We start from the raw sequence: 17,308 nt of genomic DNA, 5'->3' as shown, positions 1-17,308 counted from the left end.
CCTAGGAGGTACCGTGTCCGTTCCGCACAGGTGGACCCCACCCGCCGTCGCCCCGCCGGGACCGCCAGCCGGCCCCACCCGCGAGCAGGTCCTCGCCGGCCTCAAGGGCACCGACGCAGGCGGTCCCGAGCTCGTCCAGCTCCTCACGCCCGAGGGCGAACGGGTCGAGGACCCGCGCTTCGACGCCTACGCCGAGGACGTCGGCACCGGGGAGCTCCGGTCGCTCTACCGCGACCTCGTCCTCGTCCGCCGCTTCGACCGCGAGGCCAACGCCCTGCAACGCCAGGGCCAGCTCGGGATCTGGGTGCCGCTGCTCGGCCAGGAGGCCGCGCAGGTCGGTGCGGGCCGCGCGCTGCAGCCGCAGGACATGGCGTTCCCGTCCTACCGGGAGCACGGCGTCGCCTGGTGCCGTGGGATCGACCCCACCGAGCTGCTCGGCATCTTCCGCGGCACCGACCACGGCAGCTGGGACCCGGTCGCCACCCGGTTCCACCTCTACACGATCGTCATCGGCAACCAGTGCCTGAACGCCACCGGCTACGCCATGGGCCAGCGGTTCGAGGGTCGCGTGGGCAACAACGACGGCGCGGACGAGGCGACCATCTGCTTCTTCGGCGACGGCGCCACGTCCCAGGGCGACGTCCACGAGGGTTTCGTGTGGGCCGCCGTCTACGACGCCCCGGTCGTCTTCTACTGCCAGAACAACCAGTGGGCGATCTCCGAGCCGCTGGAACGCCAGACCCGCGTGCCCCTGCACCGGCGCGCCCACGGCTACGGCTTCCCCGGCATCCGCGTCGACGGCAACGACGTCCTCGCCTGCCTCGCCGTCACCCGCTGGGCGCTCGACGAGTGCCGCAGCGGCAACGGTCCCGTCCTCGTCGAGGCGTTCACGTACCGCATGGACGCCCACACCACCTCCGACGACCCCACCCGCTACCGGCTCGCTGACGAGCTGGAGCTGTGGCGGCTCAAGGACCCGATCGAGCGAGTCCGGGTGCACCTGGTGCGCGGGCACGGCGTGGGGCAGGAGTTCTTCGACGGCGTCGAGGCCGAGGCGGACGAACTGGCCGAGCGCTTCCGGCGCTTCTGCGTCGAGATGCCCACGCCCGCGCCGGACCGGATGTTCTCCCAGGTCTACGCCGAGGGCTCGCCGCTGCTCGACGACCAGCGCGCGCAGTTCCTCGCCTACCACGCGTCGTTCGAGGCCGAAGGGTCGCTGGTCGGCCCGAGTTCCGAGGGGGCGTGACATGGCCGCGCTGACGATGGCGAAGGCCCTCAACGACGGGCTGCGCGCCGCGATGGAGCGCGATCCCAAGGTGATCGTGATGGGCGAGGACGTCGGCAAGCTCGGCGGCGTCTTCCGGATCACCGACGGGCTGCAGAAGGACTTCGGCGAGCAGCGCGTGCTCGACACCCCGCTCGCCGAGTCCGGGATCATCGGCACCGCCGTCGGGCTCGCGATCCGCGGGTTCCGGCCGGTGTGCGAGATCCAGTTCGACGGGTTCGTCTTCCCCGGCTACGACCAGATCGTCTCCCAGCTCGCCAAGCTGCACTTCCGCTCGCAGGGCCGCGTACCCGTACCGGTGGTCGTGCGGATCCCGTTCGGTGGCGGGATCGGCGCCGTCGAGCACCACAGCGAGTCGCCGGAGGCGCTGTTCGCGCACGTCGCGGGCCTGAAGGTGGTCGCATGCTCGAACCCGGCCGACGCCTACTGGATGATCCAGCAGGCCATCGCCTGCGACGATCCGGTGATCTTCTTCGAGCCCAAGCGGCGGTACTGGGAGAAGGGGGAGGTCGACGTCGGGAACGCTGCGCACCCCCTGTTCGCCTCGGCGGTCGTGCGGCGCGGCACCACGCTGACGCTCGCCACCTACGGGCCGATGGTCCGCACCTGCCTCGACGCCGCCGTCGCCGCGGAGGCGGACGGCCACTCCCTGGAGGTGATCGACCTGCGGAGCCTCTCCCCGCTCGACCTGGGGCCCGTCGCCGAGTCCGTCCGGCGCACAGGGCACCTGGTCGTCGTCGCCGAGGCACCGTCGGAGGCGTCGGTCGCAGCCGAGGTCGCCGCGCGCATCCAGCAGGAGTGCTTCCACTCCCTCGAGGCGCCGGTCCTGCGGGTCACCGGGTTCGACACGCCGTACCCGCCGTCGAAGTGCGAGGAGGACTACCTGCCCGATCTCGACCGCGTCCTCGACGGTGTCGACCGCTCGCTGGCGTGGTGAGCCCGGTGAGCATGCGACACGAGTTCCGGCTGCCCGACGTCGGCGAGGGCCTCACCGAGGCCGAGATCGTCAACTGGCACGTGAAACCGGGTGACACCGTCACCGTCAACCAGGTGCTCGTGGAGATCGAGACGGCGAAGGCCGTCGTCGAGCTGCCGTCGCCGTACGCGGGGGTGGTGGGCGAGCTGCTCGTCGCGCCGGGCGAGACGGTGGCGGTCGGTACGCCGATCATCGCGATCGAGACGGCGGGAACGGCGGCGGCCGCCGCGGCCGCGGACCTGGATCCCGGGGTCCCGGCGGAGGTGGGCGGCGGTGGGGATCCGGGCGGTGCCCCCGCCGAGCCTGCCGGCGCGAAGATCGGCGAGGCCGGGGCGGACGGGCGGATCGCCACGCTGGTCGGGTACGGCCCGCGGCCGGGGACGGTGCACCGCCGTGCCCGTCGCTCGGCACCTCCGGCTCCGGCACCTCAGGCTCCGGAAGGGTCGAACGGGGATCGGGTCGCCCCGGCGGCCCGGGCCACCACCGTCCCCCTCGCGAAGCCGCCGGTGCGCAAGCTCGCCCGCGATCTCGGCGTCGATCTCTACACGCTCACCGGCACCGGGACCGGCGGGGTCATCACCCGGGAGGACGTGCAGGCCGCGGCGACCGCACCGGAGACGGTGAGGCCCGAAACCGCCGCACCGCCGACCGCCGCAGCACTCGCGAGCACGGCACCCGCCGCGGCCGACCGGCGCGAGCCGATCCGCGGCGTGCGCAGGGCGACCGCGGAGGCGATGGTGGCCAGCGCCTTCACCGCGCCGCACGTCACCGAGTTCCTCACGGTGGACGTCACCGAGACGATGGCGTTGCGGGAGCGGCTGCGCGCCACCCGCGCCTACGCCGACGTCGCATTGACGCCGCTCGCGTTCGTCGCCAAGGCGGTGTGCCTCGCGGCCCGCCGCACGCCGGTGGTGAACGCGAGCTGGGACGAGGCGGCGGGCGAGATCGTCTATCACGGGCGGGTGCAGCTGGGGATCGCCGCGGCGACGCCGCGCGGGCTCATCGTGCCGAAGGTCCGGGATGCGGACACGCTGGACCTGCTGGGGCTCGCCCGCGCGCTCGCCGAGCTCACCGCGACAGCCCGGGCCGGCAAGACCGCACCCGCCGACCTGGTGAACGGCACGTTCACGATCACGAACGTCGGCGTGTTCGGCGTCGACACCGGCACGCCGATCATCAACCCGGGTGAGGCCGCGATCCTCGCCGTCGGGTCGATCAAGCCGGCCCCGTGGGTGGTGGACGGGGAGCTCGCGGTGCGCACGGTCTGCCAACTCGCGCTGTCGTTCGACCACCGGCTCGTCGACGGCGAGCAGGGCTCGCGGTTCCTCGCCGACGTCGGCGCGGTCCTCACCGACCCGGGGCTGGCGTTGACCTGGTGACGCGGGTCCTGCGCGTCAGGCGGCCGGGCGCCGCCCGGTGCGCTCCACCAGCAGCGACAGCACGCCGACCGCGAGCACCACGCCCGCGATCTCCAGCGGCAGGTGGAAGACGTAGTCGATGACGAGCAGGCCTGCGAGGTCGAGGCCGTTGCTCGCGTGCATGTTGAGGTGCGGCCACCACGAGACGAGCACGAAGCCGATGGCGACGTACATGCTCCAGGCGCGCAGCCGCGAGTCCGGCGACACCCGGCGGATGACCGGGTAGCCGAAGATCAGGAACGCGACGCCCGCGCCGAGGAACAGCGCGTCGCCCACCGCCAGGGCGATGAGCGCGCCGAGCTGCGCGGCGCTCGGTTCCACGCCGAGGTCGGCGGGTGGCCAGATGATCGGGCCGAGGGCGACGGCCGGGACCGCCACACCGATCACGATCAGGGCGACGAGCAGTCGACGGCGGGAAGGGCCGGCAGGCGGGCGGGTGGCGGAGCGGGCGGCGATGTCGGTCGTCATGGTCTGCAGCGTGCGGCGCGGCACTCAACAGCGACTGGCGACCGGCTGATCCCGGTTCGTTACCGCGTTCCGGGAGCAATCCGACACGCTCCGTCGTTACCTGTACATGCCGTTCGTCCTGCTGTACGTCGTCGTCGAGATCGTCACGCTCGTGGCGGTGGCGTCGTGGCTCGGTGTGGGCGCGACGCTTGCCATCCTGCTGGCCGGTTCGGTGCTCGGCCTGTGGCTCGCGCGCCGCGAAGGGGTGCGGGCGGCGCAGGCCGTCGCGACCGCGATGCAGGAGCGCCGTGTGGCGCACGCCGAGATCACCGACGGGATGCTCGTCGCGGTCGGCGGGCTGCTGCTGTTCGTCCCGGGCCTGGTCACGGACGTCGCGGGACTCGTGCTCGTGCTGCCGCCCACCCGGGCGCTGGTACGCAGGCGGTTGGTGCGCGCGGCCGAGGAGCGTCACCCGCAGCTGCGGACGGCCCGGATCCGGTCGTCGGGCACGATCGTGGACGGCGAGGTCGTGGACGGCGAGGTCGTCGTGAACGAGCCCGTCGGGGCGCGGCGAGCGCTCGGTCCGGTCGTGGACGGCTCGGTGGTCGACAGCGACCGGCCGATCCGCTGACCTGCACCGACCTGCACCGCGGCCGTCAGGTGAGGAGCTCCCAGGTGGCCGTGCACCGGGCCGTGACCTCCACCGGCTCGGGCTCCAGCCCGAGGTCGCGCACGTCCGGGACGGCGGCCTCGCGCGCCGCCATCGCCATCATCCGGGGGGCCGGGGCGTGGGCGCCGGCGTCACCGAGCGAGATCAACGCACCCAGCGTCCCACCGAGCGCCTCGGCGTAGCCCTCGGCGCGCTCCCGGGCGTCCGCGACGGCGCGTCTCTGCGCCTGCCGCCGCGCGGCCGCCTCGTCGGCCAGGGTCCAGCGCGGGCCGCCCAGGCCGGCCGGTTCGGCGGCGACGAGCGCGGCGAGGATCTCCTCCAGCGCGGCCGCGTCCGTGACGACGACGTCGAGATGCTCCACCGCCTGCGCCCCGACGACGACGTCGTCGCGCCACCGGGTGCCGACCCACAGCCTGCGGTGGCGGATGTCCAGGGCCGGGTGCTCCAGCGCGCCAGCCGCGGCCGCCATCCGCGCCGCGAGTGCGGACACCGCGGACGCCCGGTCCGTGCCCGCGCCCTCGAAGCGCAGGTCCAGCTCGGCACGGTCACCCGGCCTCTCGACGCGGCCGGTGCCCTCGGTGACGATCGTTCCCACGCCCGCCAGCCAACCAGATCGGGGCGTATCGGCGAGTATCGCGTTCCGGGAAGACACTCGTAGAGACCGCGAGGAAGCGTCTGCCGGTATCTCGCCCCTTCTCGGACGGGCGCGAGAAAGGCCGATACAGCCCGATCGGCGACACGCCATCGCCCTCGATAGCGAAATCTAGGGAACCGCATAGACACACGGATAACGTCCGATCCGTGGATCCCGTGCGCAACCCGTTCGCCCCCGGTGCAGGTCAGCGCCCACCCGAGCTGGCCGGCCGGGACAAGGAGCTCGACGCGTTCGAGATCGTGCTGGAACGCGTCGCCCGCGGCCGTCCCGAACGCAGCCTCGTCCTCACCGGGCTGCGCGGCGTCGGCAAGACGGTGCTGCTCGGCGAGCTGCGCTCGATGGCCGTCCGCGCGGGCTGGGGAGCGGGCAAGATCGAGGCCCGGCCGGAGGCGGACCTGCGTCGTCCGCTGTCCGCAGCACTGCACCGCGCCGTCCGCGACATCGCCGTGCGCCACCGCGCACCGGAGCAGGTCGACGAGGTCCTCGGCGTGCTCAAGGCGTTCGTGCTGCGCGCCGCGCCGGACTCGGCGAAGCTGCGTGACCGCTGGCAGCCCGGCATCGACGTCGCCGTCCGCACCGGGCGCGCGGACTCCGGCGACATCGAGATCGACCTCGTGGAGCTGTTCACCGAGGTCGCCACGCTCGCCCAGGAGGTCGGCACCGGGGTGGCGATCCTCATCGACGAGATGCAGGACCTGCGGCCCGACGACGTCTCGGCGCTGTGCGCGGCCTGCCACGAGCTCTCCCAGTCCCGGGCGCCGCTCGTGGTCGTCGGGGCGGGCCTGCCGCACCTGCCCGCGGTGCTGTCGGCGTCCAAGTCGTACTCGGAGCGGCTGTTCCGCTACGTCCGGATCGGCCCGCTGGACCGCAAGGACGCCGATCTGGCCCTCCTCGCCCCGGCCGAGCGCGAGGACGCGACCTTCGACACCGGCGCCCTCGACGCCCTGTTCGACGCCTCCGGGGGCTACCCGTACTTCGTCCAGGCCTACGGCAAGGCCGCGTGGGACGCCGCCCCGCGCAGCCCCATCGCGGTCGCCGACGTCCGCCTCGCCGCGCCGGAGGCGGAGGCTGAGCTGGCCGTGGGCTTCTTCGGCTCGCGGTTCGAGCGCGCCACCCCCGCAGAACGCGAGTACCTGCGCGCGATGGCCGAGCTGACCGACGGGCGCGACGAGCCCGTCGGCACCGCGGGCATCGCCGAGCACCTCGCGCGGCGGGCGTCGTCGCTGTCCCCGGCCCGCGACAGCCTGCTGAAGAAGGGGCTCGTGTTCAGCGCCCAACGCGGCCAGATCGCCTTCACCGTGCCCCACTTCGGCCGGTACCTGCTCGCGCAGTCGTGATCACGTAACACCCGCGAGGGCTCGACCGACTTCACCGGCAGCCTCGCAGCGCCGACGGACCCCCGACCCTGTCGGTGCTGCGAGGCTCTCTCGTTCCGGGCCCCGGACGTGGGCCGCGGCAGGGCGGACCGGCGGCGGGCCGTAGCATCTGGCCGGTGCAGGACCCGAAGCTCCAGATCCAGATGCTGCACGACCGGGTGATGGTGAAGATCGTCGACGGCATGGGCGAGCGGCGCAGCAGCGCCGGCATCGTCATCCCGGCGACCGCCGAGGTCGCCAAGCGGCTGATCTGGGGTGAGGTGTTCGGCGTCGGGCAGCACGTGCGCACCGTGAAGGTGGGCGACCGGGTGCTGTTCGCCCGCGACGAGCAGTACGAGGTCGAGGTGCAGGGATCGACGTACCTCGTCATGCGGGAGCGCGAGCTGCATGCCGTCGCTTCCGAACGGCCCGAGCACGGCACCGGGCTCTACCTGTAGGGACCGCAACGGCGCATCGACCGGAGAAAGGGAACGACGCCCATGGCGGAGCGGCAATCCGCGTCCGACGAGCAGATCGCGCAGGAGGCCGGATCGTCGGCGCCCGGTGACGACCCCGTTCCCCCGAACGGGCACGCGCCGGAGGGCGGGCCCGCTCCCGGATCCGACGCCGAGCAGGCGGCCGCCGGGGCCGCACCGGGTGAGGCCGCACCGGTCAACGGCGCCGTCGATCGCACCGCCGATCGCACCGTGGTCGACGGCGCCGCCGGTGAGGTGACGGTCGCGGCCGCAGGGCCGAGCACCTGGTTCCAGACCTCCGAGCAGCCCACGCAAGCCATGCAGGCCCGCAACGCGGCCGGACCCGCCGGGCCGCCGCCGTCGCTCCCCGGCGCAAGCCGGCCCGGCGCGCTGTTCGAGCCCGCCGCGGAGCACCCCACCGAGGTGATGCCGGCCGTCGCCAGCGCGGTGCCCACGGCTGTCGGCGTGGTGAACCCCCCGCCGCCCGTCGGCGGCGACGGAGACGGCGACGCCGGTTCGGGAGGACGCAGGCCGCTGATCGTCGTCGCGGCCGTGGTCGGCCTCCTCGCGCTGCTCTACGTGGTCGACGTCGTGCTCAGCCTCGGCGCCGTGCCCCGCGGGGTCACGGTGGCCGGGGTCGCCGTCGGCGGCATGGAGTACGCCGCGGCCGAGCGGGAGCTGCGCTCGGAGATCGAGCCGCGCACGACGCGTCCCGTCCCGGTGACCGTCGGGCAGGTCATGAGCGAGATCGACCCGCGCACCGCGGGCCTGCGCATCGACTGGGATGCCACCCTGGAGCGGGCCGGCAGCCAGCCGCTCAACCCGGTCACCCGGGTCACCTCGTTCTTCAGCGCGCGGGAGGTCGGTGTCGTCACCTTCAGCGACGACGTGGCGCTCGTCGGCGCGCTCGAGCAGCTCGCACCCGTGGTGGACCGCGCGCCGGTCGAGGGGTCGGTGGCGTTCGAGGGCACCACGGCGACCGCCGTGGACCCCGTCCCCGGCCAGCAGCTCGACGTCCGGGCGGCCGCCGATGTGCTGAGCCGCGAGTGGGCGAACGGGCTGACCGTGGCGCTGCCGCTCACCGAGCTGCCGCCGATCACGACGCCCGAGGATGTGCAGACCGCGATCCAGAAGGTCGCCGCACCCGCGGTATCCGGGCCCGTCACGATCCTCGGGGAGAAGGACACCAGCGCCGCGGTCGAACCGGCGACGATCGCCGCGGCGCTCACCTTCACCGCCGAGCCGGGCAAGGGCCTGGTGCCCGGGCTGAACCCGGAGGTCGTCGAGGAGGCGGTGCGCCCGAAGCTCGCGTCCACCGAGACGCCGGGCCGGGACGCGACGATCAGCTTCGCCACCGGCGCCCCGGTCATCGTCCCCTCCCAGGACGGGCGCGGCATCGACTACCCGGCGACCCTCAAGGACATGCTGCAGGTGATCACCGGCACCGGGCCGCGCGAGATCACCGCCGTCTACGCCGAGCAGCCCGCCGAGCTCACCACCGACGAGCTCAAGGGGCTGGGAATCACCGGCCTGATCAGCGAGTTCACCACCGGCGGCTTCAAGCCGGACTCCGGCATCAACATCAAGAGAGCCGCCGAGCAGGTCAACGGCACGATCGTCGAACCGGGCGAGACGTTCAGCCTGAACGCGGCGACGTTGCCCCGCAACGCCGCGAACGGCTACGTCGAGGCGGGCGTCATCGACGACGGCGCCCCGTCGCGCGGCGTCGGCGGCGGTACCTCGCAGGTGGCGACGACGCTGTACAACGCCGCGTACTTCGCCGGCATGGTCGACGTCGAGCACAAGGAGCACAGCTTCTACATCAGCCGCTACCCGGCCGGCCGCGAGGCCACCGTCGTCGCGGGCGCCATCGACCTGCGCTTCCGCAACGACAACCCCACCGGCGTGCTCATCCAGACCACCTGGACGCCGTCGTCGATCACCGTGCGGATGTACGGCACCAAGCGCTACGAGGTGACCTCCACCCCGGGCCCGCGGACCAACCCGACGCAGCCGCAGACGGTCACGATCCCCAAGGGCAAGCCGTGCAGCCCCAGCCAGGGCGGCCCCGGCTTCACGATCACCGACACCCGCACGCTGCGGGAGGTCAGCTCCGGGCAGACGCGCACGGAAACCCGCACCGTGCGGTACAACCCGTCCCCGATCGTCGTATGCGAACAGTGATACACCTGCGCTGATCGGGTCTCGGCCCTTCCGATCGCGGCCCGGCGGTTCGTACCCTCGGTGGCGACCCAACTCACGATCGGGGGTTCGTCATGCACATCGCCGACGTCATTCGCGGCAAGGGCGCCGACGTGGTGACGATCGGGCCGTCCGCCACCGTGGGCGAGCTGATCGCGCTGATCGCCGGACGCAACATCGGTGCGCTGCCGGTGGTGGACGACGAGGGCCACCTCGTCGGCATCGTCTCCGAGCGGGACGTGGTGCGGCGCCTGCACGAGATGGGGTCCGCGCTTCTCGCACAGCACGTCTCGGAGATCATGACCACCGAGGTCACGACGTGCTCGCCCGGCGACAGCGTCGTCGACCTGGCAAGGGTCATGACCGAGCGGCGCTTCCGGCACCTGCCGGTGGTGGTGGACGGCGAGCTGCGCGGGATCGTCAGCATCGGCGACCTGGTGAAGGCGCGCATCGACATGCTGGAGGTCGAGCGCGAGCAGCTGGCGTCCTACATCGCGAGCTGACGCGCGGCGCCGGCGCCGGTCCACTCGGCCCACCCGGTCCACTCGGCCCACCCGCCGCCCCCTGTCGCGCGAACGGCACGTACGGGAGATAGGTTTTCCCATTCGTGCCGTTCGCTCGGTGCTGCGGCCGTTCAGGAGGCCGGTCAGGAGGCCGTCAGGAGGGCAGGGCGCGGACGGCCGGTGACGGCAGAAGCGACGCCCGGGCGTGGTTCGCGCGCAGCTGGCTCCGGACGCCGTCGGGATCGCGGCGCAACGCCGACGGCAGGGTCTGCATCACGACGACACCGAGTGCCATCAGCGCAGCACGGCGCTGCACCGTGCGCTCGTAGTCTCCCGGGAGCGCGTGGTATTCGCGGGAGTCGATCTCCCACGCCATCCCGGCCTCCTCGAACCACCCGTCCACGATCGCGACCAGCCTGCCGTCCCGATCGACGAGCGTGACGTTCCAGCGCGGCCGCGGGACGCCGCTGGACAGAGCGATCCGCCGGGCGTCGGCCTCGGCCACCGAGCGGACCCCGTCGATGATCTCCCGCAGCACCTCCCTCGGCAGGGCGCTCCCGCGGGAGCAGCCGAGCGCGAGCTCGGCACGCAACTCCGCCGGCGTGCACCGCCGGCTCTGCACGGCCTCGGCGAGCACCGAGCGCACGATGTCGCGCTCCCGGCTGCGACGGCAGAAGTCCAGCGCGGCGCGGGTGACCGGGGCGAGCGGCCAGCGTCCGGGAACGGGATCGGGCAGCCGTTCGGTCCGCTCGGCGAGGACTCGGCCACCGCCCGCCCGCCGGATCCCGGCCGGCACGAGCACGTGGACCGGGCCGGCAGGAGCCGGCAGGCGGCTCAGACCGTGCAGGTGCAGCGCGTCGAGCCCGGTGAGGACGGCGCGAGGCCCCGCGTAGACGAGCGCCGCGCGGCGTCGGTCGTCCCGGGTCACCGGACCGTTGCTCAGCCGGACCACGCCGGGCAACAGCCACCGCCATGGGCCGCCGCTGCGGCAGCGATGGGCGGTGGTCCGCCGCCCGACACCGAGTTCCGCCAGCTCCGCGACCCTGACGACGTGGTCGCCGACAAGGCCGACGAGGTCCGCGGTGCGCAGTGCGTTGCGTCGGAAAGGCATGGCGTCGATGATCGAGGCAGGCAAGCCCCGATGACCGGCGAATCGTTCCTCTGTGGACAGCTTCCGGCGACGTGGACAACCTGCTCGCCCTGTCACCCGGCCTGGCCGGCCGGGCCTCTCCGCGCCGGGTCGCCGTTCTGCGCCCGCCCGTCCCCGCCCCCCGAGGCGAGCGAACGGCCCATTTGGGAAGACCTATTTCCCGTACGTGCCGTTCGCGCAGCCGGGGGGCGCGGGCAGCCGCGCGGGAGACGGCTGCCCGCGCACACCGTCAGAACGCCGTTTCGGGCAACTCCATGAGCGAGTTGTCGGCGTTCTCGATCACGGCACGCTGCGCGGTGAGCAGCGGCAGCACGGTGGCGGCGAAGAACCGCGCCGCGCCCAGCTTGCCCTCGTAGAAGGCCTGGTCCTTCGCGGAGACGTCACCGGACGTGAGCGCCGCGAGCGACACGTCGGCCTGACGCAGCAGCAGCCAGCCGACGACGAGGTCGCCGACGGCCATGAGGAACCGCACGCTGTGCTGGCCGACCTTGTACAGGCTCGACGGGTCCTCCGCCGACGCCATGAGGTAGCCGGTGAGGGAACCGAGCATCGCCTGGACGTCGGCAAGTGCGGTGGCGAGCGCCGCCCGCTCCTCCTTGAGCCGCCCGTTCCCGGCGCCCGAGTCCAGGAAGCGCTGGATCTCGCCCGCGACGTGGGTGAGCGCGCGGCCGTTGTCGCGGACGATCTTGCGGAACAGGAAGTCCAGGGACTGGATCGCCGTGGTGCCCTCGTACAACGAGTCGATCTTCGCGTCGCGGATGTACTGCTCGACGGGGTAATCCTGCAGGTAGCCGGAGCCGCCGAGCGTCTGCAGGGACAGCTGCAGCATCTCGCTGGCCCGCTCCGAGCCGACGCCCTTGACGATCGGGAGCAGCAGGTCGTTGACCGACTCCTCGAGCGTCACGTCGGTGCCCGCCGCGCGCCCGGCGCGGATCGCGTCCTGGAACGTCGCGGTGTAGAGGTAGAGCGCCCGCATGCCCTCGGCGTAGGACTTCTGCAGCATCAGCATCCGGCGCACGTCCGGGTGGTGGATGATCGTGACGCGCGGGGCGGTCTTGTCGAGCATCCGCGGTAGGTCCGCGCCCTGGACGCGCTCCTTCGCGTACTCGAGCGCGGCGAGGTAGCCGGCCGACAGCGTGCCGATCGCCTTCGTGCCCACCAGCATCCGGGCGTGCTCGATGACCTCGAACATCTGCGCGATTCCGTCGTGGACCTCGCCGAGCAGCCAGCCGACGGCGGGGATGCCGTGCTGGCCGAACGTCAGCTCGCAGGTCGTGGAGGCCTTGAGGCCCATCTTGTGCTCGACACCGGTGACGAAGGCGCCGTTGCGCTCGCCGGGCTCGCCGGACTCGGGGTCGAAGTGGAACTTGGGCACGAGGAAGAGCGAGAGCCCCTTGGTGCCCGGCTTCCCGCCCTCGGGACGGGCCAGGACCAGGTGCATGATGTTCTCGGTCATGTCCTGCTCGGCCGACGTGATGAAGCGCTTCACGCCTTCGATGTGCCAGGTGCCGTCCTCCTGACGGACGGCCTTCGTGCGGCCCGCACCCACGTCCGACCCCGCGTCGGGCTCGGTGAGCACCATCGTCGCGCCCCAGCCGCGGTCGATCATCAGCTGCGCCCAGTGCTTCTGCTGCTCGGTGCCGTTGCGGTGCACGACGGCGGCGAAGCTGGGGCCCGCCAGGTACATGAACGCGGCCGGGTTCGCGCCGAGCATGAGCTCGGCGGCGGCCCACTGCACCGACGGCGGCACACCCTGGCCGCCCAGTTCCTCGGGCAGGCCGAGCCGCCACCACTCGCCGTCCCAGAGCGCCGCGAAGGAGTCCTTGAGCGACTGCGGCAGCGTGACGGAGAAGGTGGCGGGGTCGAACACCGGCGGGTTGCGGTCCGCGTCGGTGAACGACGCGGCGAGCGGGCCGCTGGCGACGGAGTTGAGCTCGCCGAGGATGTCGCGCGCGGTGGCGGCGTCCACGCCGTCGAACGGGGCCGAGCCGAGGCGCTCCTGGATGCGGAAGATCTCGAAGAGGTTGAACTCGAGGTCGCGGACGTTGCTCCTGAAGTGGCCCATCGGCTCCTCCTCGTCGTCGCGGGTGTCGCTCGGTCGGGCGTTTACTCGCCGGTAACCACAGCATATTACTCATCGGTAACCACGGCAAGACCCACTCCGACCTGCGGATCGACCGATTCGGGCGCCCATCACCCCACAGAGGGGGCATTGCTCTTGACATCGCCGCAGCGTGATCGTTGATCTCGCTCGACCGGGGGTTGCGGGGGGACGACGGCGATGGATGTGTACGGAGTGTCACGACGGGCCTTCCTCATGGGCGCGACCGGCGGAGCGGCGCTCCTGCTCGGCGGCGGCAACGCGCGGGCCGCACCGGCGGCCCTGCCGGAGATCGTCGACTGCGCGGGCTGGGGTGCACGTCCGGCCTCGGCCCCGATCGCGACGCTCGACCGGCGGCCGACCCGGATCATCGTCCACCACACCGCCGACCCGAACGGCCGCGACGTCAGCCGCGACGCGGCCGTCCGCCTCGCCAGGGCCATCCAGAACCACCACATGGACCGGCAGGGCTGGATCGACTCCGGTCAGCAGTTCACGATCACCCGTGGGGGGATCGTCCTCGAAGGCCGCCACCGCAGCCTCGAAGCACTGCAGAGCGGGAAGTTCCACGTCGTCGGGGCGCACTGCACCGGGCAGAACGACGTCGCCGTCGGCATCGAGAACGAGGGCATCTACACCAGCGCCATCCCGCCGCGACCCCAGCTCGACCGGCTGCGCGAGATGCTCGCGGCCCTCTGCACCCGCTACGGCATCGCCCCCGCCGAGATCCGCGGCCACCGCGAGTACCGCGACACCGCCTGCCCCGGCGACCAGCTCTACGGCCTGCTCCCGCAGCTGCGCACGGACGTCGGCACGCTCGTCGGCAGGCCGCTCGCCGCCGCCCAGGCGCTCCAGCACGTCTGGCCGCTGCTGTCGCCGGGCGACCGCGGCCCGGCCGTCGCCGCCGCGCAGCACCTCCTGTCCGGGGCCGGGCACCGGGTCGAGCCCAGCGGCAAGTTCGACCCCGGGACCGAGCAGGCCGTCCTCACCTTCCAGACCGAGCACGCTACCGAGGGCCGCACCGGGCTCATCGGCGGCGAGACCTGGCCACTGCTCACCCGCGACGTCCGCGTCGACCGTGGCCCCGGTGAGCAGGCACTCCGCTGCATGCTCGGCAGCGCGCCCGGACCGCACGCCGTGGCCATCGCCGGCGTGTCGGGCGGGCCGGTCGCGGTGGCCGGCGGTGTGCTCGACGACCGCGCCTGGAAGAGGGTGCTGGGCGAGCTGGGCTGACGCGACGTTCGTCCGGTCGGGGTATCTCGGGGGCCTCGGTACCCTCCGGGCGTGGCGCAGACACCGGACCCCGCCGGGCCGCCGGACGCGCCGCTCACCGGCGCACCCCCGCCGCGGCGGCTCGTGCGCGAGATCATGGCCGACCCGGGACGCGTGCCGCGGCTCGACGTCGTCGGCCCTGGTGGGCACGGCAAGACCGTCCTGCTCGACGCGATCGCCCGCGTGCACCGCGAGACCGGCGCCACCGTCCTGCGCGAAGTCCCCGCGGGCACCGATCCCGCCGTCATCGTGATCGACGACGCGCACCTGCTCCCCGATGCCGCCCTCGCCCGCCTCACCGGGATCGCCGCGGCGCCCGGCGGCGTCGTCGTCGTGGCACACCGGCCGTGGCCGCGCCGCCCCGTCCTCGCCGCGCTCGGCGCCCGTCTGGCCGCCGACCGGCCCCCACTGGTCCTGGAACCGCTCGAACCGGGTGGCGTCGCGGCCCGCGCCGCCCGGTTGCTGCCGGACCGGCCGCGTCGCGATCTCGTCGAGTACGTCGTCGCCCGGACGGGCGGGGTCCCGCTGCTCGTGGACCGCCTGCTCGCCACGCTGCTCCCGCTCGCCCCGGCGAGGGACCCGATGGCCGTCCCGCTGCCCGAGCGGGCGCCGGCAGGGTTGCTCACCCTGCTCGGCTACGACCTCGCTGCGCTCCACGACGGCGTCCGCGCGCTGATCCTGGCCCGGGCCATCGGCGCCCCGGCGGACGCGGAGGTGCTGGCGGCGCTGCTCGCGCGCGGTGAGACCGGAGCGTCCGGTGAGCCGGGGCCCGGAGGCGGCGCAGGCCTGTGGGGTAGCGGCGGGTTCGGCGATCCCCCGGGCGGCGCGGCTGCGGGCGGGGCGGCCGCGGGCGGGGCGCTTCCCCCGCCGCCCCGTGTGTTCGACACGGCCTCCCCGGCCGTGGCGCCCGCATTCGCCGCTCCGCCGCCGTCCTCCGGCGCCGCCGCCGTCGACGACCTCCTCGACGCCGCCCGCGCCACCGGCCTGCTCGCAGCGGACGCCGGCCCGATCCCGCTGGTCAGCGAGGCGGTCCTGGCCGCGGCGCCACCGCGTCAGGTGCTGGAGCTGCGCCGCGAGCTCGCCGAGATCGAGCTGCGCCGCGGCGGCGACGTCGTCGGGGCCACGCGGGGCCTGCTCGGCGCCGGAGCCACCGGGCCGCGGATGGCGGAGCTGTTCGTCGCCGCGGGCGACGCCGCCGCGGCCGAGGGCTCCGCCGAGGCCGACCGCTTCTACGCCGCCGCGGCCGCCGCGGGCACCCCGCCGACGGTCCTCGCGGCGCGGCGCGCGGAGGCGGCGATGCTCGCCGGCCGGATCGACGACGCCCTCACCCGGGCCGACGAGGCGCTCGCCGCCGCGGGCCGCCTGGGTACGGACGAGGTGGTGCGCGCGGGCCGGGTCGCGGCCGCCGCGCTCGCGCGGCGCGGCCTTCCGGCCCGCAGCGCCCAGCTGTACGGCTGGCTCGCCGGGGCCGGAGCGCCGGACGCCGTGCTCGCGGTCCCCGTCCTGCTCGGGGCGGGGGCGCTCGAGCAGGCGCGCGAGGCGCTGCGGCCGTCGACCCCGGGCGGCCTGCCGACGGCGCTCTCGTCCGGCGTGGAGGAGCTGACCGCCCAGGGGACGCTGGACTCGGTGGTCGGCGAGCCCGGTGTGGCGCTGTCGCAGCTCGCGCGGGCGTCGGCGCTCCTGACGTCGTCGCGGCGGGCCGCGCTGATGCCCGACACCCCGGCCGCGTACGCCGCGCTCGTCGCGGTGCAGAGCGGGGAGATCGACGTCGCCCGCTCGGTGCTGGACGGCGTGGTCGCCTCCGGGCTCGGCGGGGCGCCGGCGTCCGTCCGGCACCGGCTGCTGCAGGCGTGGATCGCGGTGCAGCGCGGCGCCGTACCGCGGCCGGTGCTGGACGAGACACCCGCCGGGACGCTGGAGCCGCGGGAGGAGCTGCTGGCGGCGGCCCTGGAGGTGGCGCTGGCCCGGCGGGCGAGCGACCTCGCCTCCCTGCACGCCGTGTGGGGGCGGGCGCGCGAGGCCGTCGTCCGGTATCCGGTGGACCTGTGGTCGCTACCCGTGCTGGGGGAGCTCCTGGTGGGCTCGGCCCGGCTGCGGGAGCAGGCGTGGATGCGCCCGCAGCTGGAGCAGGCGTGGGCGATCCTCGGCCGCCTGGGGTCGCCCCCGCTGTGGACGGCACCGCTGCACTGGTCCTGCCTGCAGGCGGCGATCGCCACCGGGGACGCCGCGGCGGCGGGGCGCCACGCGAGCGAGCTCGCCGAGGTTGCCGAGTCGAGCCGCTACGCGGCGGCGCTCGCCGCGGCGGCCGCGGAGTGGATACGCGTCCTCGGCGGCGAGGTGGCCGCCGCCGACGTCGACGCCGCCGCGCGGGGCCTGCACGCCGTCGGGATGACGTGGGAGGGCGGCAGGCTGGCCGGTCAGGCCGCGATCCGCACCGAGGACCGCCGCGACATGGCCGCGCTGCTCGGTTGCGCGCGGGCGCTGCAGGGCCCGGCCGCCCCGGCGGGCGGTCCCGAGCCCGAGGCCGCCGAACGGCCCGCCCGCCGTCCCGCGCCGGAGGCCGCGCTCGACGACAGTCCCGGCCAGCTCAGCGAGCGGGAGCGGGAGGTCGCGGTGCTCGTGCTGCAGGGGCTGACGTACAAGCAGATCGGCGAGCAGCTGTTCATCTCGGCGAAGACGGTGGAGCACCACATGGCGCGGATGCGCCAGCGCCTGGGCTCGACGAGCCGGGGTGAGCTGTTCGCGCAGCTGCGCCAGGTCGTCGGCCACCGGGGTTGACCGTCGAGAACGACGTTAGG

The 17,308-nt window shown here is 74.0% G+C and carries 14 protein-coding genes; 10 read left to right on the top strand and 4 right to left on the bottom strand.

The features are described from left to right. Positions 1–13: 13 nt before the first annotated feature. Genes pdhA through AB7J25_RS11355 form a run of 3 tightly spaced genes read left to right on the top strand, consistent with a single transcriptional unit; the run spans position 14 to position 3,640 of the window. Positions 14–1,246, top strand: a complete 1,233-nt coding sequence (pdhA, locus tag AB7J25_RS11365; protein ID WP_428507944.1) for a pyruvate dehydrogenase (acetyl-transferring) E1 component subunit alpha — start codon at positions 14–16, stop codon at positions 1,244–1,246. 1 nt (position 1,247) lies between these two features. Then, the gene (locus tag AB7J25_RS11360; protein WP_428507938.1) at positions 1,248–2,222 is read left to right on the top strand and encodes an alpha-ketoacid dehydrogenase subunit beta; all 975 of its coding nucleotides are present in this window, start codon (positions 1,248–1,250) and stop codon (positions 2,220–2,222) included. A gap of 11 nt (positions 2,223–2,233) precedes the next feature. Next, positions 2,234–3,640, top strand: coding sequence for a dihydrolipoamide acetyltransferase family protein (locus AB7J25_RS11355; protein WP_428507942.1), 1,407 nt, complete (start codon positions 2,234–2,236; stop codon positions 3,638–3,640). A 15-nt stretch (positions 3,641–3,655) separates the two neighbouring features. On the opposite strand, the gene AB7J25_RS11350 is transcribed toward AB7J25_RS11355, so the two are convergent. Further along, complete coding sequence (locus AB7J25_RS11350) at positions 3,656–4,147, bottom strand: hypothetical protein (RefSeq protein ID WP_428507936.1); 492 nt, start codon at positions 4,145–4,147, stop codon at positions 3,656–3,658. A gap of 106 nt (positions 4,148–4,253) precedes the next feature. Here AB7J25_RS11350 and AB7J25_RS11345 point away from each other — a divergent pair, with 106 nt between their 5' ends. Next, entirely contained in the window at positions 4,254–4,757 is a 504-nt protein-coding gene (locus tag AB7J25_RS11345; protein ID WP_428507934.1) for an FxsA family protein, read from the top strand. Positions 4,758–4,782: 25 nt separating this feature from the next. On the opposite strand, the gene AB7J25_RS11340 is transcribed toward AB7J25_RS11345, so the two are convergent. Beyond that, the gene (locus tag AB7J25_RS11340) at positions 4,783–5,391 is read right to left on the bottom strand and encodes an SIMPL domain-containing protein (protein ID WP_428507932.1); all 609 of its coding nucleotides are present in this window, start codon (positions 5,389–5,391) and stop codon (positions 4,783–4,785) included. Positions 5,392–5,597: 206 nt separating this feature from the next. Here AB7J25_RS11340 and AB7J25_RS11335 point away from each other — a divergent pair, with 206 nt between their 5' ends. From AB7J25_RS11335 to AB7J25_RS11320, 4 genes are all read left to right on the top strand, one after another. Beyond that, positions 5,598–6,788, top strand: a complete 1,191-nt coding sequence (locus tag AB7J25_RS11335; protein WP_428507930.1) for an AAA family ATPase — start codon at positions 5,598–5,600, stop codon at positions 6,786–6,788. A 155-nt stretch (positions 6,789–6,943) separates the two neighbouring features. After that, positions 6,944–7,264 carry a GroES family chaperonin gene (locus tag AB7J25_RS11330; RefSeq protein WP_428507928.1) on the top strand — a complete coding sequence of 107 codons (321 nt, stop codon included), beginning with the start codon at positions 6,944–6,946 and terminating at the stop codon, positions 7,262–7,264. 42 nt (positions 7,265–7,306) lie between these two features. Next, a complete protein-coding gene (locus tag AB7J25_RS11325; protein ID WP_428507926.1) occupies positions 7,307–9,466 on the top strand; it encodes a VanW family protein in 2,160 nt (719 codons plus the stop codon). A gap of 92 nt (positions 9,467–9,558) precedes the next feature. Further along, on the top strand, positions 9,559–9,987 hold the full coding sequence (locus AB7J25_RS11320) for a CBS domain-containing protein (RefSeq protein ID WP_428507924.1): 429 nt from the start codon (positions 9,559–9,561) through the stop codon (positions 9,985–9,987). Between the two features lie 154 nt (positions 9,988–10,141). Here AB7J25_RS11320 and AB7J25_RS11315 read toward each other — a convergent pair whose 3' ends face one another. Continuing rightward, positions 10,142–11,098 carry a hypothetical protein gene (locus AB7J25_RS11315; protein WP_428507922.1) on the bottom strand — a complete coding sequence of 319 codons (957 nt, stop codon included), beginning with the start codon at positions 11,096–11,098 and terminating at the stop codon, positions 10,142–10,144. 268 nt (positions 11,099–11,366) lie between these two features. Then, positions 11,367–13,202 (bottom strand): acyl-CoA dehydrogenase, encoded by a 1,836-nt coding sequence (locus AB7J25_RS11310; protein ID WP_428507920.1) that lies wholly within the window; start codon positions 13,200–13,202, stop codon positions 11,367–11,369. A gap of 231 nt (positions 13,203–13,433) precedes the next feature. Between AB7J25_RS11310 and AB7J25_RS11305 the strand changes: the two genes are divergently transcribed. Both AB7J25_RS11305 and AB7J25_RS11300 read left to right on the top strand, forming a co-directional pair. Next, positions 13,434–14,471: a peptidoglycan recognition protein family protein gene (locus AB7J25_RS11305; protein ID WP_428507918.1), complete on the top strand. Its 1,038-nt coding sequence runs from the start codon at positions 13,434–13,436 to the stop codon at positions 14,469–14,471. A gap of 51 nt (positions 14,472–14,522) precedes the next feature. Continuing rightward, positions 14,523–17,288, top strand: a complete 2,766-nt coding sequence (locus AB7J25_RS11300) for a LuxR C-terminal-related transcriptional regulator (RefSeq protein ID WP_428507916.1) — start codon at positions 14,523–14,525, stop codon at positions 17,286–17,288. Positions 17,289–17,308: the final 20 nt, after the last annotated feature.

Source organism: Pseudonocardia sp. (assembly GCF_050246655.1).
GTDB lineage: Bacteria > Actinomycetota > Actinomycetes > Mycobacteriales > Pseudonocardiaceae > Pseudonocardia.
Note: the sequence above shows the minus strand (reverse complement) of the source record. Positions and strands in the feature narration are given on the sequence as shown.